The organism is Pseudomonas sp. GP01-A4, assembly GCF_058780865.1.
Window position 1 is genome coordinate 177,839 of record NZ_JBYSWF010000004.1, and the last position, 19,231, is coordinate 197,069.

Annotated in this window: 23 protein-coding genes and 1 pseudogene; 5 read left to right on the top strand and 19 right to left on the bottom strand. The window is 61.1% G+C overall.

What is annotated here, in order from left to right:
• Positions 1 to 19 precede the first annotated feature (19 nt).
• The 16 genes from AC3WKX_RS04910 to AC3WKX_RS04985 form a co-directional block, all read right to left on the bottom strand.
• Positions 20 to 403 (bottom strand): single-stranded DNA-binding protein, encoded by a 384-nt coding sequence (locus AC3WKX_RS04910; RefSeq protein ID WP_047526634.1) that lies wholly within the window; start codon positions 401 to 403, stop codon positions 20 to 22.
• The gene (locus AC3WKX_RS04915) at positions 400 to 948 is read right to left on the bottom strand and encodes a DUF3158 family protein (RefSeq protein WP_047526632.1); all 549 of its coding nucleotides are present in this window, start codon (positions 946 to 948) and stop codon (positions 400 to 402) included. Before AC3WKX_RS04915 ends, AC3WKX_RS04910 begins: the two co-directional genes overlap by 4 nt.
• Positions 945 to 1,733, bottom strand: a complete 789-nt coding sequence (locus tag AC3WKX_RS04920) for a PFL_4669 family integrating conjugative element protein (RefSeq protein WP_102604162.1) — start codon at positions 1,731 to 1,733, stop codon at positions 945 to 947. Before AC3WKX_RS04920 ends, AC3WKX_RS04915 begins: the two co-directional genes overlap by 4 nt.
• 188 nt (positions 1,734 to 1,921) lie before the next feature.
• A complete protein-coding gene (locus AC3WKX_RS04925) occupies positions 1,922 to 2,386 on the bottom strand; it encodes an OST-HTH/LOTUS domain-containing protein (protein ID WP_256579695.1) in 465 nt (154 codons plus the stop codon).
• Positions 2,356 to 2,673 carry a hypothetical protein gene (locus tag AC3WKX_RS04930; protein WP_236693070.1) on the bottom strand — a complete coding sequence of 106 codons (318 nt, stop codon included), beginning with the start codon at positions 2,671 to 2,673 and terminating at the stop codon, positions 2,356 to 2,358. Before AC3WKX_RS04930 ends, AC3WKX_RS04925 begins: the two co-directional genes overlap by 31 nt.
• A gap of 237 nt (positions 2,674 to 2,910) precedes the next feature.
• The gene (locus AC3WKX_RS04935; protein ID WP_102604161.1) at positions 2,911 to 4,095 is read right to left on the bottom strand and encodes an STY4528 family pathogenicity island replication protein; all 1,185 of its coding nucleotides are present in this window, start codon (positions 4,093 to 4,095) and stop codon (positions 2,911 to 2,913) included.
• Between the two features lie 3 nt (positions 4,096 to 4,098).
• Positions 4,099 to 4,659, bottom strand: coding sequence for a DUF2857 domain-containing protein (locus AC3WKX_RS04940; protein WP_047526627.1), 561 nt, complete (start codon positions 4,657 to 4,659; stop codon positions 4,099 to 4,101).
• Between the two features lie 17 nt (positions 4,660 to 4,676).
• The gene (locus AC3WKX_RS04945) at positions 4,677 to 6,323 is read right to left on the bottom strand and encodes a ParB family protein (RefSeq protein ID WP_102604160.1); all 1,647 of its coding nucleotides are present in this window, start codon (positions 6,321 to 6,323) and stop codon (positions 4,677 to 4,679) included.
• Positions 6,316 to 6,552: a type II toxin-antitoxin system HicA family toxin gene (locus AC3WKX_RS04950; RefSeq protein ID WP_047526623.1), complete on the bottom strand. Its 237-nt coding sequence runs from the start codon at positions 6,550 to 6,552 to the stop codon at positions 6,316 to 6,318. Before AC3WKX_RS04950 ends, AC3WKX_RS04945 begins: the two co-directional genes overlap by 8 nt.
• Complete coding sequence (locus tag AC3WKX_RS04955; RefSeq protein ID WP_102604254.1) at positions 6,536 to 7,402, bottom strand: ParA family protein; 867 nt, start codon at positions 7,400 to 7,402, stop codon at positions 6,536 to 6,538. The genes AC3WKX_RS04950 and AC3WKX_RS04955 overlap by 17 nt, the downstream gene beginning before the upstream one ends.
• Positions 7,403 to 7,442: 40 nt before the next feature.
• Complete coding sequence (locus AC3WKX_RS04960; protein ID WP_016446183.1) at positions 7,443 to 7,661, bottom strand: AlpA family transcriptional regulator; 219 nt, start codon at positions 7,659 to 7,661, stop codon at positions 7,443 to 7,445.
• Positions 7,662 to 7,779: 118 nt separating this feature from the next.
• Entirely contained in the window at positions 7,780 to 8,514 is a 735-nt protein-coding gene (locus tag AC3WKX_RS04965; RefSeq protein ID WP_102604159.1) for a hypothetical protein, read from the bottom strand.
• An 806-nt stretch (positions 8,515 to 9,320) separates the two neighbouring features.
• Positions 9,321 to 11,096, bottom strand: a complete 1,776-nt coding sequence (locus AC3WKX_RS04970; RefSeq protein ID WP_256344527.1) for an amidohydrolase — start codon at positions 11,094 to 11,096, stop codon at positions 9,321 to 9,323.
• A gap of 24 nt (positions 11,097 to 11,120) precedes the next feature.
• Positions 11,121 to 12,044, bottom strand: coding sequence for a LysO family transporter (locus AC3WKX_RS04975; RefSeq protein ID WP_102604157.1), 924 nt, complete (start codon positions 12,042 to 12,044; stop codon positions 11,121 to 11,123).
• Complete coding sequence (locus AC3WKX_RS04980; protein WP_102604156.1) at positions 12,041 to 12,814, bottom strand: 2OG-Fe dioxygenase family protein; 774 nt, start codon at positions 12,812 to 12,814, stop codon at positions 12,041 to 12,043. Before AC3WKX_RS04980 ends, AC3WKX_RS04975 begins: the two co-directional genes overlap by 4 nt.
• A gap of 222 nt (positions 12,815 to 13,036) precedes the next feature.
• Positions 13,037 to 13,843: a polysaccharide lyase family 7 protein gene (locus AC3WKX_RS04985; protein WP_008437814.1), complete on the bottom strand. Its 807-nt coding sequence runs from the start codon at positions 13,841 to 13,843 to the stop codon at positions 13,037 to 13,039.
• A gap of 575 nt (positions 13,844 to 14,418) precedes the next feature.
• Here AC3WKX_RS04985 and AC3WKX_RS04990 point away from each other — a divergent pair.
• Together AC3WKX_RS04990 and AC3WKX_RS04995 are read left to right on the top strand one after the other, a co-directional pair.
• Positions 14,419 to 14,700: a BrnT family toxin gene (locus AC3WKX_RS04990; protein ID WP_008437813.1), complete on the top strand. Its 282-nt coding sequence runs from the start codon at positions 14,419 to 14,421 to the stop codon at positions 14,698 to 14,700.
• Between the two features lie 3 nt (positions 14,701 to 14,703).
• On the top strand, positions 14,704 to 15,054 hold the full coding sequence (locus tag AC3WKX_RS04995) for a BrnA antitoxin family protein (protein WP_102604155.1): 351 nt from the start codon (positions 14,704 to 14,706) through the stop codon (positions 15,052 to 15,054).
• Between the two features lie 49 nt (positions 15,055 to 15,103).
• Here the strand turns inward: AC3WKX_RS04995 and AC3WKX_RS05000 are convergent.
• Together AC3WKX_RS05000 and AC3WKX_RS05005 are read right to left on the bottom strand one after the other, a co-directional pair.
• Positions 15,104 to 15,345 (bottom strand): annotated as a pseudogene (locus tag AC3WKX_RS05000) (GNAT family N-acetyltransferase); the annotation flags it as partial.
• Positions 15,346 to 15,378: 33 nt separating this feature from the next.
• A complete protein-coding gene (locus tag AC3WKX_RS05005; protein WP_102604154.1) occupies positions 15,379 to 16,269 on the bottom strand; it encodes an SDR family oxidoreductase in 891 nt (296 codons plus the stop codon).
• Positions 16,270 to 16,364: 95 nt separating this feature from the next.
• Between AC3WKX_RS05005 and AC3WKX_RS05010 the strand changes: the two genes are divergently transcribed.
• From AC3WKX_RS05010 to AC3WKX_RS05020, 3 genes are all read left to right on the top strand, one after another.
• Positions 16,365 to 17,177, top strand: a complete 813-nt coding sequence (locus AC3WKX_RS05010) for a helix-turn-helix transcriptional regulator (RefSeq protein ID WP_008437810.1) — start codon at positions 16,365 to 16,367, stop codon at positions 17,175 to 17,177.
• A 161-nt stretch (positions 17,178 to 17,338) separates the two neighbouring features.
• Positions 17,339 to 17,632, top strand: coding sequence for a type II toxin-antitoxin system RelE/ParE family toxin (locus AC3WKX_RS05015; protein ID WP_087692619.1), 294 nt, complete (start codon positions 17,339 to 17,341; stop codon positions 17,630 to 17,632).
• Positions 17,633 to 17,634: 2 nt separating this feature from the next.
• On the top strand, positions 17,635 to 17,943 hold the full coding sequence (locus AC3WKX_RS05020; protein WP_003212064.1) for an addiction module antidote protein: 309 nt from the start codon (positions 17,635 to 17,637) through the stop codon (positions 17,941 to 17,943).
• Here the strand turns inward: AC3WKX_RS05020 and AC3WKX_RS05025 are convergent.
• A complete protein-coding gene (locus AC3WKX_RS05025; protein WP_102604153.1) occupies positions 17,936 to 19,126 on the bottom strand; it encodes an MFS transporter in 1,191 nt (396 codons plus the stop codon). The two genes, AC3WKX_RS05020 and AC3WKX_RS05025, sit on opposite strands and share 8 nt — an antisense overlap.
• Positions 19,127 to 19,231: the final 105 nt, after the last annotated feature.

The window sequence follows — 19,231 nt, forward strand, 5'->3', positions numbered from 1 at the left end:
GGGAACGGCGATGGGCGAATTACTGTCCGCCGGCGGGCTTGGCGCTGAGCGCCACCGACTCGATGCGATACGGCAGGATGCCCACGCGCCGGGCCTCGACCTTGAACGTCACGCGCTCGTTCTCGTCGGCGTCCTCCCATTCGTCGCGCACGGTGCGGCCCTCGACCAGCACCCGCATGCCTTTCTGGTACAGCGTCTTCCAGTGCTCGGCGTCTCTGTGCCACAGCTCCACCGGCGCCCAGAAGCCGCCGCGATCTTCGTACTCGCCGTCCTTCTTCGGGATCGGGTTGTCGAAGTAGACGTTCAGGCGAAGCAGCCGGCGCGGCTCGTCGTTGCCGTTCGGAAATTCGCGGTAGTCCGGCGCAGAACCGATGTTGCCCTCGCCGAGGAAGTGCGTGCTCATGGTGACTCCTTGGTGGTGGGTGGAACGGATGCGGTATGCCCGTGGACGCGCCGCAGGTAAGCCGCTTCGGCCTGCGCGGCCTTGTTGGCGCATTCCAGGGCTTGGCGAGCGATGCTGTGGGTCAGGCTGATCTGCATGTTCAGCACGATGCGCTGCAGTTCCATCGCGTACAGCTCGTCGATCAGCGAGGCCGGCGTCGCGGGGTTGGCCAGCAGGGCCTCCCACAACGCCACGCCCATGGAGGAACGGTCGAGGTTGCGCCAGCGCAGGAAGGTCGTCCCTGCGCCAGTGGCCTGCTGGGCCAGTTGCACGTGGAGCAGGCTGAAGGGGTAGGCGCGCGCCTGGGGCAGCACGCGCCGCTGCGCCAGGCCAATCACGTCGTCGCGCAGCGCTGCGCACTGGCTGGCCCAGGTCTCCAGACTCCCCTTACCCTTAAAAGGCTGTAAAAGGCCTTTTAGGTAGCCTGCGTGTTCCAGCCGCTGGAAGTCCGCCTGTTCCAGCGCCACGAAGCGCGTGGAGTGGCTGATGGGGATCGATGCTGTCATGCGCCAGCACCCTCATCGCCCGCCGCACCATCGGCTGCGCCACCCGTGTGAGCCGGCGCATCGGGCTCGATGGCGGGCGCTGCAGGCGGCGTTCCGGGCTTGGTCGTCCGCCGCGCGATCGGTGGCGCGAAGCGCGAGCGGCGCGTGCCTTCCAGCACGTCCTGCGGCAGCTCGCTGAACTTCTCCAGCGCCGCTCGCGCCGCGGCGTTCTTCGCCACGAAGTCGTCGCGCGTCGTATCCGAGTAGCGGTACTGCTGGGCCAGCGCGAACAGGCTGCGCAGCGCGTGCGCGCCATCATTGAGCCATCGCTCCAAGGTGCTGCGGTCGATCAGCGCCGTGTGGTGCGCCAGGATGAGCTTGCGTGCCAGGTCGTCGTAGTCGGCCAGCAGGTACACCGCCATGAAGCCGAGCTGGGCGTTCACGAACAGCGGCAGCTTCACCGGCTGTACGTTCATGTTCTCGCCCAGCGACAGCGCCGCTGGCACGTCGGCCAAGGCCTGATCCACCTGTTCGCGCAGGGTCTGCAGACGGGTCTTGGTGGCGGCGAGCTTGTCCTCGATCCGCAACATCCACCAGTCCGAGTACGGGTCGTCCTGCTCGGCGCCGCGCTTCATCTTGTTCATGGCGCCGATGAAGCCGTTGAGACCGATGATGCCGGGGCGCCCCTCGGTCGGCGCGCGGCCGTGCCAGATGCGCGAAGCGTGGTGCGTGTGCAGCGTCAGCGACATCGCGCTGCGCAGCGATCCGAGATTCAGTTGCAGGGGTTCTGTGCGTTCGTTGGCCATGGGAGCGACTCGCGGTGAAGGGGCGAGTCGCCAGCATCGGCATCGGCCGGAAGGCTGTCAGTCAACAAACCGCAGCCCATGCGCGCCCGGTTTGTTCCGCACGGAAGGCTGTGTGTGCCGGCTATCCCCTGGGGATAGCTCGGCGGAGTCGTTCGCGGCTCGCGCGGAGGTGAGACCGCGTCGCGGGGCTATGCCTCGCGAGGTCGGTACCAGGCGGCCCGTTGCCCCTCCACCTCACGGTAGCGAAGCTCGAACAGGCGGCACTCGTGCACCACCTGCCGCCAACTGCGGCAGCCGTACTTGGCTGGAAGCTGCTCGGGATGCCGGTCCGCGATCCAGCGGCCAGCGGCGGCGATGGGTGTCCAGCCCTCGACGGCCAACTGCGCGGCGGCTTCGCGCAGCGCGCGAACGATGCCGGCGGCCGACCAGTCCACTTTGCCGTCCAGCGCGATGCCATTGACCACCAGGTCGTGGAACACGTCCGACTGGACGAATTCCGCTGCCAGGCGCCGCGCCTGATCCATGTGCTCGGCCCAGCCGCGCAGCTGCTCGAAGTGCTGATCGATGCGCGTGTAAGCGGAACCGAGTTCGTCCTGTGCAGCGCGACACCCGTCCACGGTCCTTAGATCGTGCTGGTCGATGAAGTGGTGCACCAATGTGTTGCGCAGCGATACCTGGTCTTTGAGGTCGGCCTGGGTTTGGCGTAGTCCTGCGCAGACAGGCTCAGTTGCACGCGCGTGCGAAAGGAGATCACGTCGCCGGGAAGATCGTCTTCGCGTTTCTCGCCGCCATTTCCATCGGTGACGACATACGAACCAAACAGTTGTCCGATCAACGTGCCCAGGGTCTTGGTCGCGGCATCTTCAATCCGCGCTGCGCGAATGGCCTCCAGCGAATGCGCCGGGCCTGAAATCTCGTGGTGGGCCACGATGGCTTTCATGAGGCGCTCGTATTGTTGAAGGCGCAACAGGCATCTGCCCAGCAAGCGCTGAACGTCTCGCTGTAGTGGTTGCAGTGCGTTTGTGAAGGGCAAAGTCGTCAAGTCCATCGTTGGCCGGGCTCGTGCGTGGCTGTCCTCGTTTGATTCACAGGCGACAGTTTCGCCTGTCGTTCGGCGGGCAGCAATCGAGCACGGCGGAAGGGTGTCTGTTCCAGCTATCCCTGGGGATACTCAACATCAGCGATCACGCAAGGCTTCTCGGAGCTGTGCTAGATAGGCGCGTGCCACCTCGGGGTCAGCCGCACGGGATGCTGGCGGTGACGATGACGCAGGTGGCGGGGGCGCTGGCGGCGTCGATGCACTTTCTCCGGCCCAGGCCTTGAACTCTCCGCGGATCGCCTTCTGGATGATGCCAAACAGGTAGCCGGCCGGGTTGCGTACCGCGCTGTTGTGGCAGCGTGCCGCCCACTCGTCGAGAACGGCCTGCCTCTGCGCCTCGTCCACCTGCTGCAGTGCCACCAGCGCGCCGGCCTGCTGCTCGTCCTTCAAGCGCAGGAAACGCTCGGGCAGCCGCAGGTTCTGCAAGGCCCTCGCGCGCGGTACTGTACGTACTTCATTTATACGATCATTACGTACTGTACGGTCCTCCTTCGGAATCCGAAGAGAGCCGTCCGGTGCGGGTTTCGGCCCTGCTTCGGATTCCGAAGACGGGCGCGCAGCATTCCGAAGAAGGGCTTCCTGACCTTCTTCGGATTCGTGGTCCGCACCCTCCTGTGGATAACCTGGCGTCGCCCAGCCATGCCGCGCCATGCGCTGCGCCAGCACTTGCAAGCGGGTCGGCAGCGTGCGGCCGCTGAGCAGCGGGTCTTCGGCAATCTCCTTGAGCGTGTTCATGCCCACGATTTGTACCGCCTTGGCGGCATGGGTCAGCGCCTGGCTGACCAGGCCAAGGTAGTCGGCATCGAGCTGCATCGCCTCGAAGGGCGACAGCGGCTCGTCGTGCAGCACGTAGAGGTTGCCCTGGATGCGGCCGGTCTGCGGGTCGCGCCGTCGTCGCACCAGGCTCAGCCAGCGCGTCAGCCGCAACAGCGTCAGGGCGCGCGCCACGGTCTCGTGCGAGGCCTGCGCCGCGCAGGGCATCGAGGCCAGGTAGGGGCGCAATTGGTCGTAGGTGGGAAAGGCGGTCACGCCGTCGTCGTTGAGCTGCAGGCGGAACACCTGCCAGGCGTTTCGCTCCAGTGGCGTCAGGCGCCGGTCGAGGAACAGCCTGCGCGGGACGCTCTCATGGCGGTTGCCGCTGTAGAGGAAACCGTCGGCGGCCGGCGCCGTCCCCTGCGCCGACTGCAGGTGCTGCAGGGCCTCGTCGAAAAGCGCGGACAGCGCAACGGGGCCTTCGCGCCGTGGTGCGCCACCCGTGGTCATGGCCTACACCAGCCCCTGGTCGATCCAGTTGCGTATCGCCGCCCACACCACCGACATCGGCAGGCTCAGCGCCTCGGCCAGGTCCATGGTCACCGCCAGCATCGCCATGTCGTCGGTCAGGGCGATATGGCGCTCGACGACGCCGGCCTTCCAGCGCTCCCACAAGGCCACGTCTTGCGCCTCGTCGAGCACCGGATGCCGGCCCTTGCGCTTGGGCAGCCCGAGGATGTCGCGGCGCAGCGCCACTTCCTGATGCGTGAGGCCGTAGAACTTGCTGACCATCTCCGTGCTCGCGCCCAGGCGCAGCATGCGGTCCACCGTGGCGATCTCCCGCTCCACGTCGTGCACCTGGCTCAGCAGCCGCTTCAACACTTCACGGTTCACCGACACCGAACACCACGACACCGTGGCGTTCACCAGCATGCTCACGAGTTCGGGGTGCTTCAGCGCATCCAGCTCCTCCTCGCCGAAGCCCATGGCCTTGCAGCGGCGCAACTGGCCGTTGCGCAGGTCATGCAGGGCCTGGGCGATCACGGCCTGGTTGAGCGGGTGCGGTGCCGACATGCGGGAGCCTCCTGCGCTCAGGATTCCTGGCCCGCTTCGCCGGCTTGCAGGTCCAGCAGCCGGCGCGCCAGGCGCAGCAGACGGAACAGCTTCACCAGCGCAGCATCGCTCAGGCGTGTGGCCGAGCCGCCATGGCCATGCAGCAGCGCCGCCAGCTCGTCGGCCAGCCGCGCGCGGTCCAATCCGTTCGCGGAGGGCGGAGCCGCACTCAGCGCATGCAGCAGGGTCAACACCGCCCGCGCGAACGCCGGCAGCGCCTTCGCCTGGCCCACGGCCGGCGCCATGCAGACGAAGCCGATGCCGCCGTCGCTGGCCTCGATGTGCTCGGCTACCGCGGCTTCCCCGGCGATCTCGCGCGCGAACTGCGCGATGTGCACGCGCAGGCGATCCGGCACGTCCAGCCCCGGCTCGATGTACCAGACGTCCGAGATGGGATAGAGCCCGCCGGCCTGCACGGGGATCGCACGCAGCGCATTGGCCTCGAAGTCGGGCAGCTTGTCGCTGAGCTGGTCCGCGACCATCCGCTGGATGGACTGCAGGCGCTCGGTGGTCGGTGCCGGCGTCACGATGTGCCCTTGCAGGCGCTCGTCGCGTTGCCCGTGCCCGTGCTGTTCCTCCGGAGCTTCGAGCGGTGCAGGCGGTGTTGCTGCTGGCGCCGGAGGCGCGACCGGAGTGGTGTCGCGCGGCACAGACGAGGCGGGTGGCTGCCGAGGCGCGGAGACCGGCAAGGGCGGTGAAGCAGGCACGACAGGCGCCGCCGGTTCGCTGATCAGCGCACACTGGCGGCGTTCGCTGTCGTTGATCTCCAGCGCCAGCGTGTCGTAGTCCGCCTCCAGCAGCTCGGCCATCTGGCCCACGAGCTCGTCCTGCACCCGCTGCGGCGAGAAGTCGTCCGGCTGAGTGTCGAACTGCGTCAGCACGTCCTGAAACAAGGTGGCGAAGTCCACGGCCACGGTGCGGCCCAGCGCACGCCGCTCCCAGGTGCGCTCGCACGCCTTGCGCAGCACCGCGAGCCGGTCCACCTGATGCCGGCCCAATCCGCCGTACAACAGCGCCGGGATCGCCGGAAGCAGATAGCGTACTGCATCGTTCATGCGGCTGATGTGTGACTGCTGCACCGGGTAGCCGTCGGCAGTCAGCCGCCGCGCGAGTTCGCTCTGCGACAGTGCCTGGCCGCTTTCCTGCTCGTAGAACTCGCGCGCCTTCTCGATGCCCAATGCCCGCTCGATGAAGGTCAGCCCGCCGCGCAGCTCGTTCTCGGCCAGATGCCCGGTCAGCGCCACGATTTCGCCGCGCGCCGGCCACGGGCGGAACAGGCACGCAATGCGGAAGAAGCGTTCCTCCTTGGTCTCGCTCCACAACTCGCGCAGGATCGCGAGCCGCGTGTTGCCGCCGTTGCGAATGATGTAGTGCGCCTCGCCCGGTCTGCGCGTGATCGCGGGGGGCGCGTCCAGCCCGCGTTCGCGGATGGACGCCTTGATCTCCGCATAGGCCGGGTTGCGCGTCACGCGCGGGTCGTGGTCGTAGGGCCGCAACTGGTCCAGCGTCACCACCATCGGCGTGTCGGCGATGGGGTCGCTCAAGGTCGCGGCCGAAGGGCTGCTGTGCTCGAAGCCGGTGGCCAGCAGCTTAGCAGCCATGTCCTGCGGCGTCAGCTCAGCCACGGCCGTTCTCCTGCGCCTGCCGGTCGGCGCGGCGAAGCTGCGCGCGGGCATGGCGGTCGGCACGGTGGTCGCTCGCAGTCGAGCTGGTGTAGATCGACGCGCAGCCTGGTTTCGTGAATTTCAGGTGCCCACCGGACGTGCGCACCACGCGCCAGCCTTCGCCCAGCGCGAACTCGATCAGTGCGCGCAGCCGTTCACGGCCGCGCGCCAGTTCATGCGCGCTCGCCATGACCGGCCCCTCCCGCATCGGCCCGGCCGGTGACCAGCGCGAAGCGCTCCCGCCACGCGGGGAACAGCTCGCCGGCCAGCGTGCGCATGGTGTCCAGCGCCGCGGGCGCCGTGCGCCCCGCCGGCTGCCGGTACTCCACCCGGTGCACCGGCAATCCTCGTGTCGCAGCGCGCGGATAGGCTTCGATGGCCGGCACGTCGGTGCCCAGCACCTGCACGCCGGCCTGTTCCTGGAACACCTGTCGCAGCGCCTGCTGGACCAACCGGGCGTTCGACGACACCGGATGCACACGGTTGATGAGCAGGCGCAGCGGCGGCGGCTCGATGCCCAGGTGCCGATACGGCGCGATGTCCTCGATCAGTTGAAGCGTGCCGCGCCGCAGTTCGCGCGCCGCGAGGATCTCCGGCGTCACCGGCGACAGCGCCAGGTCGGACGCCAGCACCGCCATCTCCAGCAGCACGCTGCGCGCGCCCTGGGTGTCGATCAGAAGCAAGTCATAGTGCGTGCGGAAGACGGGAAGCAAATGACGCAGTCGCAGGCGCCCATCCGGTGCGTGCAGCAGCAGCGTGTTCAGTTCGCCGCGGTCGTCGCTGGAGAGCACCAGGTCCAGGCCCGCGATCGCAGTGCGCGACACCAGTTGCTCGATGCGCCGCTCGTTGAAGGCCAGCATCTCGTAGATGCCGCCGGGCGCGCACACGTCCAGTGTGAAGTAGCTCGACAGCGTGGGCTGCACGTCCAGGTCCAGCAGCAGCACACGCAGCCCGGCATCGGCGATGAAGCCGCCCAGGTTGGCCGCCGTCGTGGTCTTGCCCACGCCGCCCTTGGTCGAAATGATGGACACCACCTGCATGAGCTTCTCCCCGTCGAATGGCATGAACCGAGAAGAAGCGTCAGGCGCGTTCTTTGAGGCGATCAGCGATCCACTGTTCGATCTCCACCGAGTCCCAGCCCACCGCGCGCACGCCCAGGCGCAGCGCCTTGGGGAACTTGCCTTCCTTCATCAGACTGTAGATGTGCGCGCGCTTGAAGCCGGTCTTGGCTTCGACCTCGGCGCGGCGCAGGATGCGGTGTTCAGTCGGTGCCGCCGTGGCTGTGGTCTGCGAAGACATGAGGGTCACTCCTTAACGCTCAATCGCGCTGAATGGCGTGACTCGAATTAAGAACGCCGCGTTGAGGAAAGACACCGCAAATGCGGTATCCGCGACCGCAGATACGGTCTTGAAAATTTCAGGAAACCGCAGATTGAAGCTTGCGGCGAGCTTGGGCGAACTTGGCCTGCAGCGTGCGCTCGGTGATGCCCATGAGGTGTCCATGATGGGCGATCAACGCACTGGCAATGGCTTCCTGGCTGTTGAAGCTGGAGTACGGGGTGCCGGATGGTGAGCGTCCAAGCATCAACGTCAGCATGGCGCCGATGATGTGCAGGTAGGTGGCCTCGGCCCTGTCACTCAGCGGGCAGAGCGTGCATGCGGGTGGCGCCTGATCGTGCTTCTTCCGCTGCTCTTGCAGAGCACGCAGTTGGCTGCGGCATTGTTCCAGCTGCGACTTGAGCGCCTCGCGCTCCACCAGCAGCGCATTCCCTGCCTCCAACGTAATCACGGGATGGGCGATCCGTTCGCCGCGGGAGAATAAAAAGGCCGGTCGTTGGCCCGAATAATGGTTGAGCATCCATCGTTTGAGATCGACATGCCGGATCGTCAAGTCCGGAGAGTCCCAGAGGGACTTGTCGTCGATCGTGATGCCGTTCTGTCCATAGGGTAGTTCACCATGGTAGATCGCATCGTAGATTCGGTCGATGTAGAGCCGAAGTTCGTCGCAACGAGGGCAGTTCAACGTCACCGCCAAGTGTCGGGAGTCAATAATGGCTGCCACGATTTCGGGTTGGAACCTCAGCAATCCTGCCCATCGGATGGCCGCTTCAATGGGGCGGTAATTCACTTGGGACAACGAGTTCCCTTTCATGCATCGTCCTCCTTGCTTGAGCTATTGCGCCAAGGGCTCCCCCCAGAACCGGTCAGTCGAAAGGATGGCTGGCGTACCTCCAAACGGGGGCGCCCAGCCCCACTCAAGACGTACCATGCGCACTGCTCACGAGCTGAGTTCAACCCGCCCGCCACGCAGGCTGATGAGCTGCCACCTGGTACTGGCACCAACAGAGCCGCGGTCGGCCATGTCATGCCGGTGTCACGCCCCCAAGATCTCCGCGTGGCTTCGACCTTTGCAAGACCTGCTCGGTATCTGGTGTTCGCACTGCGGTCTATGCGGACGAAATGTTTCGCGAGGCGGACTCTGGAAGAGTCAGAACCCTGGCGATGGCGCTTCCAGCAGACCGTGTCGGTCTGTTGATAGACGAAAATGGAATGGCGCTGCGCCTACGGCGAGGGCGGCTGCCGTGCCCGCTTCCGCTCCTCCACAGTCCTGGGTCGAAGGCGCAGGACAGAGCGCGGACTCCACCCGAACGGGTGGCCCTGAGATGAGGCATTGCTGGATGTGGATGGCCTGTAGCAGTCGTCAATGGAGCAGCGTCTGGCCTTCTTCTGGACGATGGGGGCGAAGTAGTCCATCATGTCGTCCAGCCGCTTGCGGCAAACGGGAAGAACTCTCTCTAACTCAACCAGTTAGGCGTCAGGTTCGATTCCCTCTACCCGCTCCACTCAGATTTTGCTCCTGCGTCAGGCTGGTTTTGACGGGGGATGTGTAAAAAAACCGGTCCTTGGTGACCGGTTTTTTTATGGGTGGGATTTGGAAGTTAAACGGCCGAACCGGGCTCATTCAATCGCCTGATAGACCTTCTTCCCGCCAACCCAAGTCTGCAGGACGCGTGTCCTCCAGATGTCTGCCGGGCTGACGGCAAAAATGTCCTGATCAACCAGGATAAAATCGGCCCACTTTCCGGGCTCAATGCTGCCTTGGGTAGCTTCTTGATGGGCTGCATAAGCTGCATCCAGCGTAAATGCACGGAAAGCCTCGAAGAGGGTCATGGCCTGCTCAGGGTGCCATCCAGCCAAGGGGTTGCCCTCATGATCCGAGCGAGTCACGGCAGCATGTATGCCGTAGAACGGATTGGCAGATTCGACTGGGAAGTCTGACCCTGCCGCAATTTTCGTTCCCTGGTTAAGCAGAGTGCGCCAGGCATAAGCCCCCTTGATCCGTTCGACACCCACCCTGTCCTCAGCCATATTCATGTCGCTGGTAGCATGTGTAGGCTGCATCGATGCAATCAGCCCTAGATCGATAAAGCGCGGTATCTGCGCCACATCAACCACCTGCGCATGCTCGATCCTGTTACGCAAGGCGCGCCCACCGACTGTGGCGTAGGTCTGTTCAAAGCTATCCATGACCTGCTTGATGGCAGCATCACCGATGCCATGCACATTAGCTTGAAAGCCGGCTTTCAGTACCGACTCAATCTTGTGCTTCATCTCCTGCCGGCTTTCAAAAAGCAACCCCTTGTTGGTTGGGTCGTCGGTGTATGGCTCAAACAGCGCCGCACCACGGCTTCCCAAAGCGCCATCGGCATAAAGCTTGACGCTACGAATGGTAAGACGATCATCGCCGTAGCCGATCAAAGGGCCGTCCTGGGACAACACCGCGAAATCATCCCCCGCACCGTTGATCATCGAGTAGACACGTAACGGAAGCCGGCCGCGATCGGCAAAACCGCGCATCGTCTTGATCATCTGCCTATCAGCACCTGCATCGTGCACAGATGTCAGTCCTTGTGCATTGAGATGCTCCAATGCAGCCTGCAACGCGACCTCTCGCTCCTGCTCGTCAGGCAGCGGAATAATATCCGCGACCAGCCCCATAGCGGCGTCGATAAATACACCTGTCGGGTTACCTTCTGCATCCCGTTCGATACGTCCGCCTTTCGGATCAGGCGTGTCCTTAGTAATACCCGCCAGTTGCATCGCCTTGGTATTAGCCCATCCGGCATGGGCATCCACCCGAATTAGCCACACTGGTCGATCGACAACGACCTTATCAATTTCGGCAGCCGTCGGAAACCGCCCCAACTTCCAGGTAACGTGGTTCCAGCCTGAGCCAGTCAGCCAACGGGCGCCGGGGCGCGCTGCAGCGAATACCCGAAGCCTCTCCTGCGTATCAACCAGTGTTGGAGAGCCCCGTAAAGCAATGCTTCGAAGGGACTCTCCAAGCCATTTGATATGGCCGTGCGCATCGGTCAACCCAGGCAAGAGGGACGCACCCTTACCATCGATGCGCGTCGCCAATGCATGCTTGCCAGCAAGATCGGCCGCCATACCGACGCAAATCACTTTGCCCGACGCATCAAAGGCCAACGCATCAAAACGCATCAGACCGCCTCCACTCACGGTATAACCACGCACATTTTCCATAATCGTTGGCTCCGCCCGGACAGGCCCCGCCAGCGACAGGAACATAGCCACCGGGATCAACGCCTTGGGCTGAGTTTTGATACACATCAGCAGCTGTTCAAACGCGGCAAGCATCGGGCCGAGCGTGAGACTTTTAAATGCTGATGGTTGCAGACTCGGTTTTTCTCCTGAAAATCGTGGAGTCATGATTTCCTCCAGTAAGAGGTCACGTCATGCGGTCAGAAAGAAGGTTATAAAAAAGGGCGCTAACACCGTCAGAATCAAACCACTCATGAGAGCGGTAGGCAGCGTGTCGCAGTGGCAGGTTTGGCGCACGATCGGTAACGTCGAGTCCAGAGCGGTTGCCCCAGCGGCAGCAATACCGACCTTTGGGTGGAAGCCACCGACCAGGTACAGTAAAGCGATCGCGATCAGTTCGCGCCCCAGGTCTGCGAGCAATGCCGTAGCGCCATGAACTTCTCCGGACAGCCCTCCGACCAGGACACTGGATAGCGTGAACCATCCAAATCCCGTCGAGAGTGCCAGGAGCAAACGGATATCTTCGCCAATGATGAAATGAACCGCATAGGCTCCCAATATTGAGCCAATGACCACGGCAATCGGAACGCATAGAACGCCCCATGAGATCCAGTCACGACCTAACTTGATGCTCGACAAGTCGAGTCCCACCAAGAAGATCAGTACCATTAACATCACGTTGCTGGGTGGAAGCCACAAGCTTGCAACGGTTGATTCTGCATATGTGAACAACACGCCCAAGGCCACCATCAGCAGCGCAATAAAGCACTCTTTCAGAGGAGCAGCAGCGCCATGCATATCGAAACTGGCAACCCTGCCTGGTTCTCGTCCAGCCCCTCTCAAAGCCGCCAAGCCCAGCAGCAGCATGCAAGGCACCACTGTTGTTGCGACCGCGACAAGCGAAGATGTCTTGAGCACATAGCCAACCGCATCCAGCGAAGAAACCACTTCGCCGAACTCAGTGCCTATCAGAAAAAGTAGCCCCCAAACCAAAGGGCTGATCAGACTGACCAATCGGGCAACAACTTTATCCGGGAGCAAGAGTTTGCTCGATAGAAGGCCTATTCCCAACGCAATCAAGATGGGCAATATCGAGTTCAACGCCTGCACCGTCATATCCTCTGAATGGTTGGCGAGAAATCAACCAAAACAATACAACGCTCACAGACTCCGGGAGAGGCGTCGTCAAGTTTCTTGATCGGGCTTATGTAATGCGAAACCTTCGGATCATGAACGACAAAACTATCGAGAGGCTCCGAAAGGGTAAACTCCGCCAAAATCTGACTTGCCCGCGCGTCCTCGAACAGCATGTTTCGGATTTCCGGATGCCCAATAAAATTGATGCCACCCGTCATGTTCGAAGAACGGTAGATCAAGTGCGCAAACGTGACGGGCTCTCCATCCTGGTGAAAAAAGTTCGGTGAGCTTATACCTGGCTGATCCGAACTCGCGGACGTGAGTTTTACAAAATGCACCCCAAAATAGATAGGAAGGGGCTGGCCAGGATGCTGCCAGAACGTCAGGGAAAAATCTTCATCGGTCAGGTCGAGTAGTACGCGATTGTTTTTTACCGCATCACTCAACGCGTGAAAGTAGCGAATATTTGCGTGATCCGGATTGTTACCGCCTTGGTCGTAACCTGCGCGTCCGTGGCCTGCCCCATCTTTGACGATTGGCAACCAGTGGCCTTCATGCGTGTCTTGCCAGGGAAGAATGACTCCGTTGCCATACCGTCGAAACCTGTTTACTCCAGGCGGGGCGTACTCATCCGGCTCCAACTGTTCAAACTCTCGACGTAATTCTGCGAGCTCTTCGACGCAATGAGTCTGGCTCACACGAGGCATGTAATGCAGATATCCATCTTCTGCTAAGGCACTTCGAGGCATGGTCATTCCTCCTTGGTTTGATGCCATCAAACATAGGCAATCACCGTGGAGAACTTCAATGGAGGCGCGAACAACGAGAAGTGTCTTACAACGACGTCGGACGCTAATGGAGCGAGGGGGAACGAATCTTTTTACTCGGCATTACTGACGCAGTACTACGCAGATAGGGTGAAACTGTACGCAGGTTGCTGGGCCGGGGAGTCTCTGAACCGGCGCACACTGCTACTGGTAACCCACATCCAGGGAGGTGTACGCAACAATAGCTGCCCCGCCGTCCTGCTCAGCGGTCTGGTTGTAATTCCCGGCCTTGAAATACAGATTGATGCCCTGCCAACCCGATGGCGGAATATCGAATTCCCGGCTGGCCTGCCTGCCATTCGCCGCAGCCGAAACCAGCAGCACCATGCCACCCTCGGAGCCCTTGACCTCAATCTTGTAATTCAGCTTGTCGTTAAGCTCGAGCCCCTTCAGCAATACTGTCCGTTGCTCCTTCTGCCCATAGCGCGTTTTGGTCCCGGCGATGATCGAGCCACCTTCCCAGCGAAGCTTCAGCAGCTCCGAACCTCCCGCCTTGTCGCCATGTATCTGGGCAAATATGATCGATTTTGTGCTTGGATTTTGCACCACATAAAGCTCGCCGGACTGGGTGTTATCAAACACATCACCTGCGGTGAACTCTCTTTTTGCCCGCAGTTCAACCCGGGGATAGTGACTGTTGGGCGTCGCGTTAAAACCCGAGGGTGTGTTGAATACCAGCGCTCCTTCCGGCACACCTTGATGGCATCCCGATGAGCGATAACAGTTTGTGTAGAAATAGGCGTTCTGAAGATTTTCGCCTAGCGCTATTTCTTCTGGCTGACCTTGCGCATTGAAATCCTGAAGAACGTACGCACGGCTCAGGTTGGGCAGGTTGTCGCCTGGGGTTTTTGTGGCATCCAGGGCAAAGGCATTTCCACCGTTAAAAATCACTCCGATGGCCAAGACCGACACCACGCTAAATCCAGCGCCAAACACTTTAAATGCGTGCATCACCGTCACCGATCATTCGTCAAAGCGCCAACTGCAACGCCAGCAATCCGACAGCGATTGGGGGCGTCGAATCAATGTGGGTGAGTTATACGAGCCAGTACACATCTGTTGATCCTCGGTTAGGACCACCTTCCGGAGATACTAAACAAAGGGTGGCGGCTATACGCGGGTTAGTAGACCGGTTGATCAACGAAACCGGCGCGCCCAAAGGCGCCCCGCGTACAGCCACCATAAAGACCAGACATTCAAACGTCTGAAAAATGGCACAGCCATACGCCGTTGATCAAATCGGGCTACTAAACCCGACCGCTGATGGGCAGCGGCTGACGAACCTTAAAGACGTCGCCCAAGGCGTACAACCGGGACGATTCTGATGGTTGTGTAGGCAAAGCCGCAAGATCTCTCTTCCAGATAGCTGCGCTCAACAATCCCCCCCTTGGTTCCTCACCTTCCCTACACACTAAGCATCCCCCTCATACCGGGCGCATCAGCGTCGACCGACGGAAATCCGTCATCCCTTCCCTCAAGATCCATCCCCCAATCAATCGCTTTTTTATACATATAAAATATGCATAATGAAAACCTTCAGAATCCAGTATGACTACACCAAGAACACACTGAATCAGCTAAAGCACAGAGGTGTAAGCCTGGCCGATGCTGAACCGGTATTTCACGACGCTAAAGCATTGATGATAGAAGACCGCGACCACGATGAAGAACGCTGGGTAGTCGTGGGCAAAGATGCAAAGGATCGAATATTGGTGGTGGCCTACACCTACCGTGATCCGAATTTCGTACGCATCATCAGTGCAAGGCTCGCATCCAAAAGTGAACGACGCCAGTATCTGGAGGTTTGAACCATGAAAGACGAATACGATTTCAGCTCAGGGAAGCGCGGTGCTATTGCAGGCAACAAAGGCAAGACACGCATCACCATCATGCTGGATGACGTCGTGATCGATGCAGCACGCACATGCGCCGAAAACGCCGGTACGGGCTATCAGACGGTGATCAATAACATTCTGCGCCAGGCTCTGGTCTCCCAGGATGCACATAACCTAGTAAACGCCCCGAAAAAGCGGGCGAAAACCTTGCCTGTCATCAATGACAGGATCAACGCATCCGATGTGGAAGCCTTGGAACAGCAACTGCTTGCTGTCGCGGGGGAGTTGCATCGTGTGTTAGGAGCACACAACTCCGGCAAACACTAAGCCAGGCCTCAAGCGTGGTGTTTCACAATGATCAAACGGCCCGTCTCATTCACCGAATACGTTTGAAATAAACCAGCTCCGGATCATCCTTATCCAGGTTCTCGATAACCCCGCTTGGAAAAAACCAGCCTTGGCGATGAGTCTCTGGGAAGCGACGTTGGACGTATTTGCCGAGGTAAAAAGCTTCATCGTCTTGCAGGCGGTCTCAGACGCAGCAAGCAGCCGAAGCGCTATTCCTTGACGTTGGAATGCTGGAGAAACAACGACTAATGAAACAAACCCGTTCTCGAAAACATTAGTAATCTGCCCTCCAGCAATTCGACCTTAAAAGCCCTCCAACTGCGCAAGATCCGCAAGCAACCCCGGCCCCACCGGTTCCCATCCCAACTTCTTGCGCGTGATCGCACTGGATGCAGGCATATCGTGAGCGGTAAACCTTGCCAACCAACCAAAAAACCCCTGAGCCTCTTGCGCCGAAATGGATTTAACCGGCAACCCTAGCCGCGTCCCCAACACCTCGGCAATCTCCCTTTGCGACACACCCTCCTCCGCCACCGCGTGATACCTCGTGCCCGGCTCGGCCTTTTCAATCGCCAGCCTGTAGAGCCGAGCCACATCCAGAATATGTGCCGCCGGCCAACGGTTTTTCCCGTCGGCGATGTAAGCGCAAACGCCCTTCTCGCGATACAACTCGATCACCGGGCTAACCAGCCCCTGCCTGACGGTGTCGTGTACTTGAGGCAAACGCATCACCGACACATTCACCCCCGTCGCGGCTACAGCGTTAGCCGCTTCTTCCGACGCTGCACGAGGAATTTGCGCTGAGGTAACCACCGCACCATCCTCCGTCGCCAACTGCCCCGGCACGGTGCTCGCAATTCCGACACCGGAGGTAATGATCAGCGGTCGATCCGACCCGGCAAGTGCCTCTCCCAGCGCCTGGATAACCCGGCGGTCGTCCTCGCAGTTCGCGACGAATTTCGAGAAGTCGTGATTGAACGCCAGGTGAATCACGCCATCCGCCTGGGTAACACCAGACTTGAGGCTTCCCAGGTCCTCAAGCGACCCACGATGTACCTGAGCCCCGGCGGCCTCCAGCGCTGCCACCTTGTCATCCGAGCGGCACAACCCCAGCACCTGATGGCCCGCCGCGATCAGTTCCTTGACGACAGCCGACCCGATAAATCCGCTGGCACCCGTTATAAATATGCGCATGAACCGTATCTCCGTGTGTATTCAGAGACTAATCTGTGCGCTTGCCCTATACGGGTAAAGTAGTGAAGTTATCAGGGTATAGAGGCTAACAGGCTATGAGCGCAAACCAGTTGGGCAGCTATCTGAAAGACCGACGTACCCGGCTTGATCCGGCGGCATTCGGCTTCTCATCGGCACGACGGCGTACGCCAGGTTTGCGCCGCGAAGAGGTGGCCCAACGCGCGAACATCAGCCCCACCTGGTACACCTGGCTCGAACAGGGCCGTGGCGGCGCGCCGTCGGTGGAAGTGCTGGAGCGGATTGCCCATGCGCTGATGTTGACCGATATCGAACGCGAGCATCTGTTCCTGCTGGCCTTCGGACGCCCACCCGAAGTGCGCTACCAGCAAAACGAAACGGTGACGCCACGCCTGCAACGGGTACTGGATGCCTTGAACCCCAGCGCCGCGATCCTGCGTACGGCGACCTGGGATGTGGTGGCCTGGAACCAGGCGGCGACGGTGATGTTGATGGACTACGGATCCCAGGCGCCGGAACAGCGAAATATCCTGCGGTTCATGTTCCTTGATCCCAATTCCCGCGCGGCCCAATACGACTGGGAAAGCGTGGCGCGGTTTGTGCTGGGGGCTTTCAGGATTGATACGGCGCGCTCAGGCGCGGCGGAGCAGGTGCAGCCGCTGGTGGATGAACTGTGTCGACGCAGCCCTGAATTTAAGGCGATGTGGAGCGAAAACGATGTTCAGGGCGCCCATGGTGATCGCATCAAGCGGATACGCCATTCGGTGTTGGGGCCGATCGAATTTGAGTATTCAGTGTTTGCGGTCGATGGGCGCAAGGATCTGAATATGGTGGTGTACAACCCGGCGACGCCGGAGGATGCGCAGCGGATCGCATCCTTGATGGATTAGGCGCCAGCAACTGCAAGAGACTTCGACACTGCAATCGCTCGCAACAAGAGACCATTTGAATCCTTAGCCTTACTCACATCATTCTCCTGCGCCTAACCGCGCCGCGCGCACGTGCTCATGCCTATTGCCAGCCAGTATCCATATGGATACAGTGAGAACCCGTGAACTATCATGTCCAGCAAACGCAGACCTTCATTACCTGGCATTCAGCAATACGTGATTTACGCGCAAAAATCGCCATCGCCCGGCGCATCGATCGCGCATCTGCTGGCAATCTGGGCGATATAAAGACGGTAGGCAATGGGGTCTCGGAAATGCGCGTAGATATCGGTCTGGGTTATCGAGTGTATTTCACGCAGCGAGGAAGAACCGTCATCGTCTTGCTGGCCGGTGGCGACAAATCCTCACAAGACGCCGACATCCGGCGAGCAAAAAAACTGGCAAAGGAAGTTTGATCATGAGCCAAACACTGACGACATTTGATATGGCGGCACTGCTCGACAGTGATGAAGCCATCAGCGAATACCTTTCTCAAGTTCTGGCCGACGGCGATAACGAGGAGTTCCTCAGGGCCGTCGGGTACGTGGCCAAAGCTCGCGGGATGGCGCGGGTCGCGACCGATACCGGCATGGGCCGTGAGAGTCTGTACAAGGCATTTGCCCCTGGAGCAAAGCCCCGCTTCGAAACGGTACTCAAGGTGCTTCACGCACTGGGTATCGATCTGCAAGCACAGCCGGGGCATGTCGCCAATCATTCGATTATTTGAGTGAGCAGCCCTGCTGCACCACCCACGCCAACGGCAACGTCAGCAACAACATCCCCGCCAGCACCATCACCGCCACCGGCACGCCCATCAAGTCCCCCAGCCCGCCAAACAGAACCGGCGCCAACGCGCCCCCGCCGATGGTGCCGGTGTAGAACACGGCAAACGCCTGCTCTCGTTTACCTGCGCCAGCGAGATCCGGCACCGCGCCGTACAGCACCGAAGAGGTGCCATTCAACGCCAGCCCCAACACCGGCAATATCACCATCAACCCGCTCAACGGCAGGTACACCGCCGCGACGATCAACAGCGCCGTGACGGTTTCCGTCAGCCACACGGTTTTCATCATGCCGATGCGTGCGCCGAGGTAGCCGCAGAGCAATTTGCCGAAGGCGCCGCCGATAAACAGCATGGTCAGCGCGAGACCGATGCCCGCAGTGCCGGCGCCTTTAGCTTGCAGAAGAAAGGGCAGAAACGTGAGAAAGCCCATGCGCACGGCACTGTCGAGTGTGCCCGTGACGATCAGCGCACGCAGGCCGCTGACCGAGCCACTTCCGATCAAGGTCTTGGCGGTTTTGCCGGAAGCAGACGCCGCTGCCTGCGTTGGGATCAGCCACCACAGCAACCCCGCCGCGGCCAATCCCAGCATTCCAAGAAGCGTGACGCTCGCGCGCCAGCTGATGACGGTCAGCAACAGGCCGACCAGCCCGGGAACCAGGGTTTTGCCAATGTCCCCGGAGAAGTTGTATTGAGACAGCGCTTCCTTGACCCCACCACCGTTCTCGTAGGTGTCGGTGATCATCGAAGAAGCCAGCGGATGCTGGGTACTCGCCCCCAGCCCGCCCAACAGCAGCGCCAGCAACAACATGCCCAACCCGGTCGCCTGCCCCACCAACAGATAGGCAACACCGGCAAGCGCCGTGCCGCCCACCAGCATCGGCGTGCGTCCCCAGCGTTTGGCGGCGCGACTGGCCATCAGCTGAAACACCGCCATCATCCCGGAATAGGCACCGCGCAGCAGGCCGACCTGGGCGTAGGTCATGCCGAACTGCGCTTGCCAGATCGGCAGCAGCACGTAGATCACATCGGTCAGGCCATCGTGAATCGCGTGGGCGCTGCAGCCGGCGATCAACGAGCGGCGACGGGCGGAAGTCTCGGGTACCGGCAGGGCAACGGCATCGTTCATGAGGTCTTGCTCAGTTCAGGTTGGAGGGGCTTCCAGCCCGCCAGGGCGATCAGCAACGACAGTAGCTGGAAACCGATGATCAGCGCCACACACCCCACCCAACCC

Coding starts and splice junctions, on each gene's coding strand:
- AC3WKX_RS04910 (WP_047526634.1), bottom strand. CDS start 403: ATGAGCACGCACTTCCTCGGCGAGGGCAACATCGGTTCTGCGCCGGAC.
- AC3WKX_RS04915 (WP_047526632.1), bottom strand. CDS start 948: ATGACAGCATCGATCCCCATCAGCCACTCCACGCGCTTCGTGGCGCTG.
- AC3WKX_RS04920 (WP_102604162.1), bottom strand. CDS start 1,733: ATGGCCAACGAACGCACAGAACCCCTGCAACTGAATCTCGGATCGCTG.
- AC3WKX_RS04930 (WP_236693070.1), bottom strand. CDS start 2,673: ATGAAAGCCATCGTGGCCCACCACGAGATTTCAGGCCCGGCGCATTCG.
- AC3WKX_RS04935 (WP_102604161.1), bottom strand. CDS start 4,095: ATGACCACGGGTGGCGCACCACGGCGCGAAGGCCCCGTTGCGCTGTCC.
- AC3WKX_RS04940 (WP_047526627.1), bottom strand. CDS start 4,659: ATGTCGGCACCGCACCCGCTCAACCAGGCCGTGATCGCCCAGGCCCTG.
- AC3WKX_RS04950 (WP_047526623.1), bottom strand. CDS start 6,552: ATGGCGAGCGCGCATGAACTGGCGCGCGGCCGTGAACGGCTGCGCGCA.
- AC3WKX_RS04955 (WP_102604254.1), bottom strand. CDS start 7,402: ATGCAGGTGGTGTCCATCATTTCGACCAAGGGCGGCGTGGGCAAGACC.
- AC3WKX_RS04960 (WP_016446183.1), bottom strand. CDS start 7,661: ATGTCTTCGCAGACCACAGCCACGGCGGCACCGACTGAACACCGCATC.
- AC3WKX_RS04965 (WP_102604159.1), bottom strand. CDS start 8,514: ATGAAAGGGAACTCGTTGTCCCAAGTGAATTACCGCCCCATTGAAGCG.
- AC3WKX_RS04970 (WP_256344527.1), bottom strand. CDS start 11,096: ATGACTCCACGATTTTCAGGAGAAAAACCGAGTCTGCAACCATCAGCA.
- AC3WKX_RS04975 (WP_102604157.1), bottom strand. CDS start 12,044: ATGACGGTGCAGGCGTTGAACTCGATATTGCCCATCTTGATTGCGTTG.
- AC3WKX_RS04980 (WP_102604156.1), bottom strand. CDS start 12,814: ATGCCTCGAAGTGCCTTAGCAGAAGATGGATATCTGCATTACATGCCT.
- AC3WKX_RS04985 (WP_008437814.1), bottom strand. CDS start 13,843: ATGCACGCATTTAAAGTGTTTGGCGCTGGATTTAGCGTGGTGTCGGTC.
- AC3WKX_RS04990 (WP_008437813.1), top strand. CDS start 14,419: ATGAAAACCTTCAGAATCCAGTATGACTACACCAAGAACACACTGAAT.
- AC3WKX_RS04995 (WP_102604155.1), top strand. CDS start 14,704: ATGAAAGACGAATACGATTTCAGCTCAGGGAAGCGCGGTGCTATTGCA.
- AC3WKX_RS05005 (WP_102604154.1), bottom strand. CDS start 16,269: ATGCGCATATTTATAACGGGTGCCAGCGGATTTATCGGGTCGGCTGTC.
- AC3WKX_RS05010 (WP_008437810.1), top strand. CDS start 16,365: ATGAGCGCAAACCAGTTGGGCAGCTATCTGAAAGACCGACGTACCCGG.
- AC3WKX_RS05020 (WP_003212064.1), top strand. CDS start 17,635: ATGAGCCAAACACTGACGACATTTGATATGGCGGCACTGCTCGACAGT.
- AC3WKX_RS05025 (WP_102604153.1), bottom strand. CDS start 19,126: ATGAACGATGCCGTTGCCCTGCCGGTACCCGAGACTTCCGCCCGTCGC.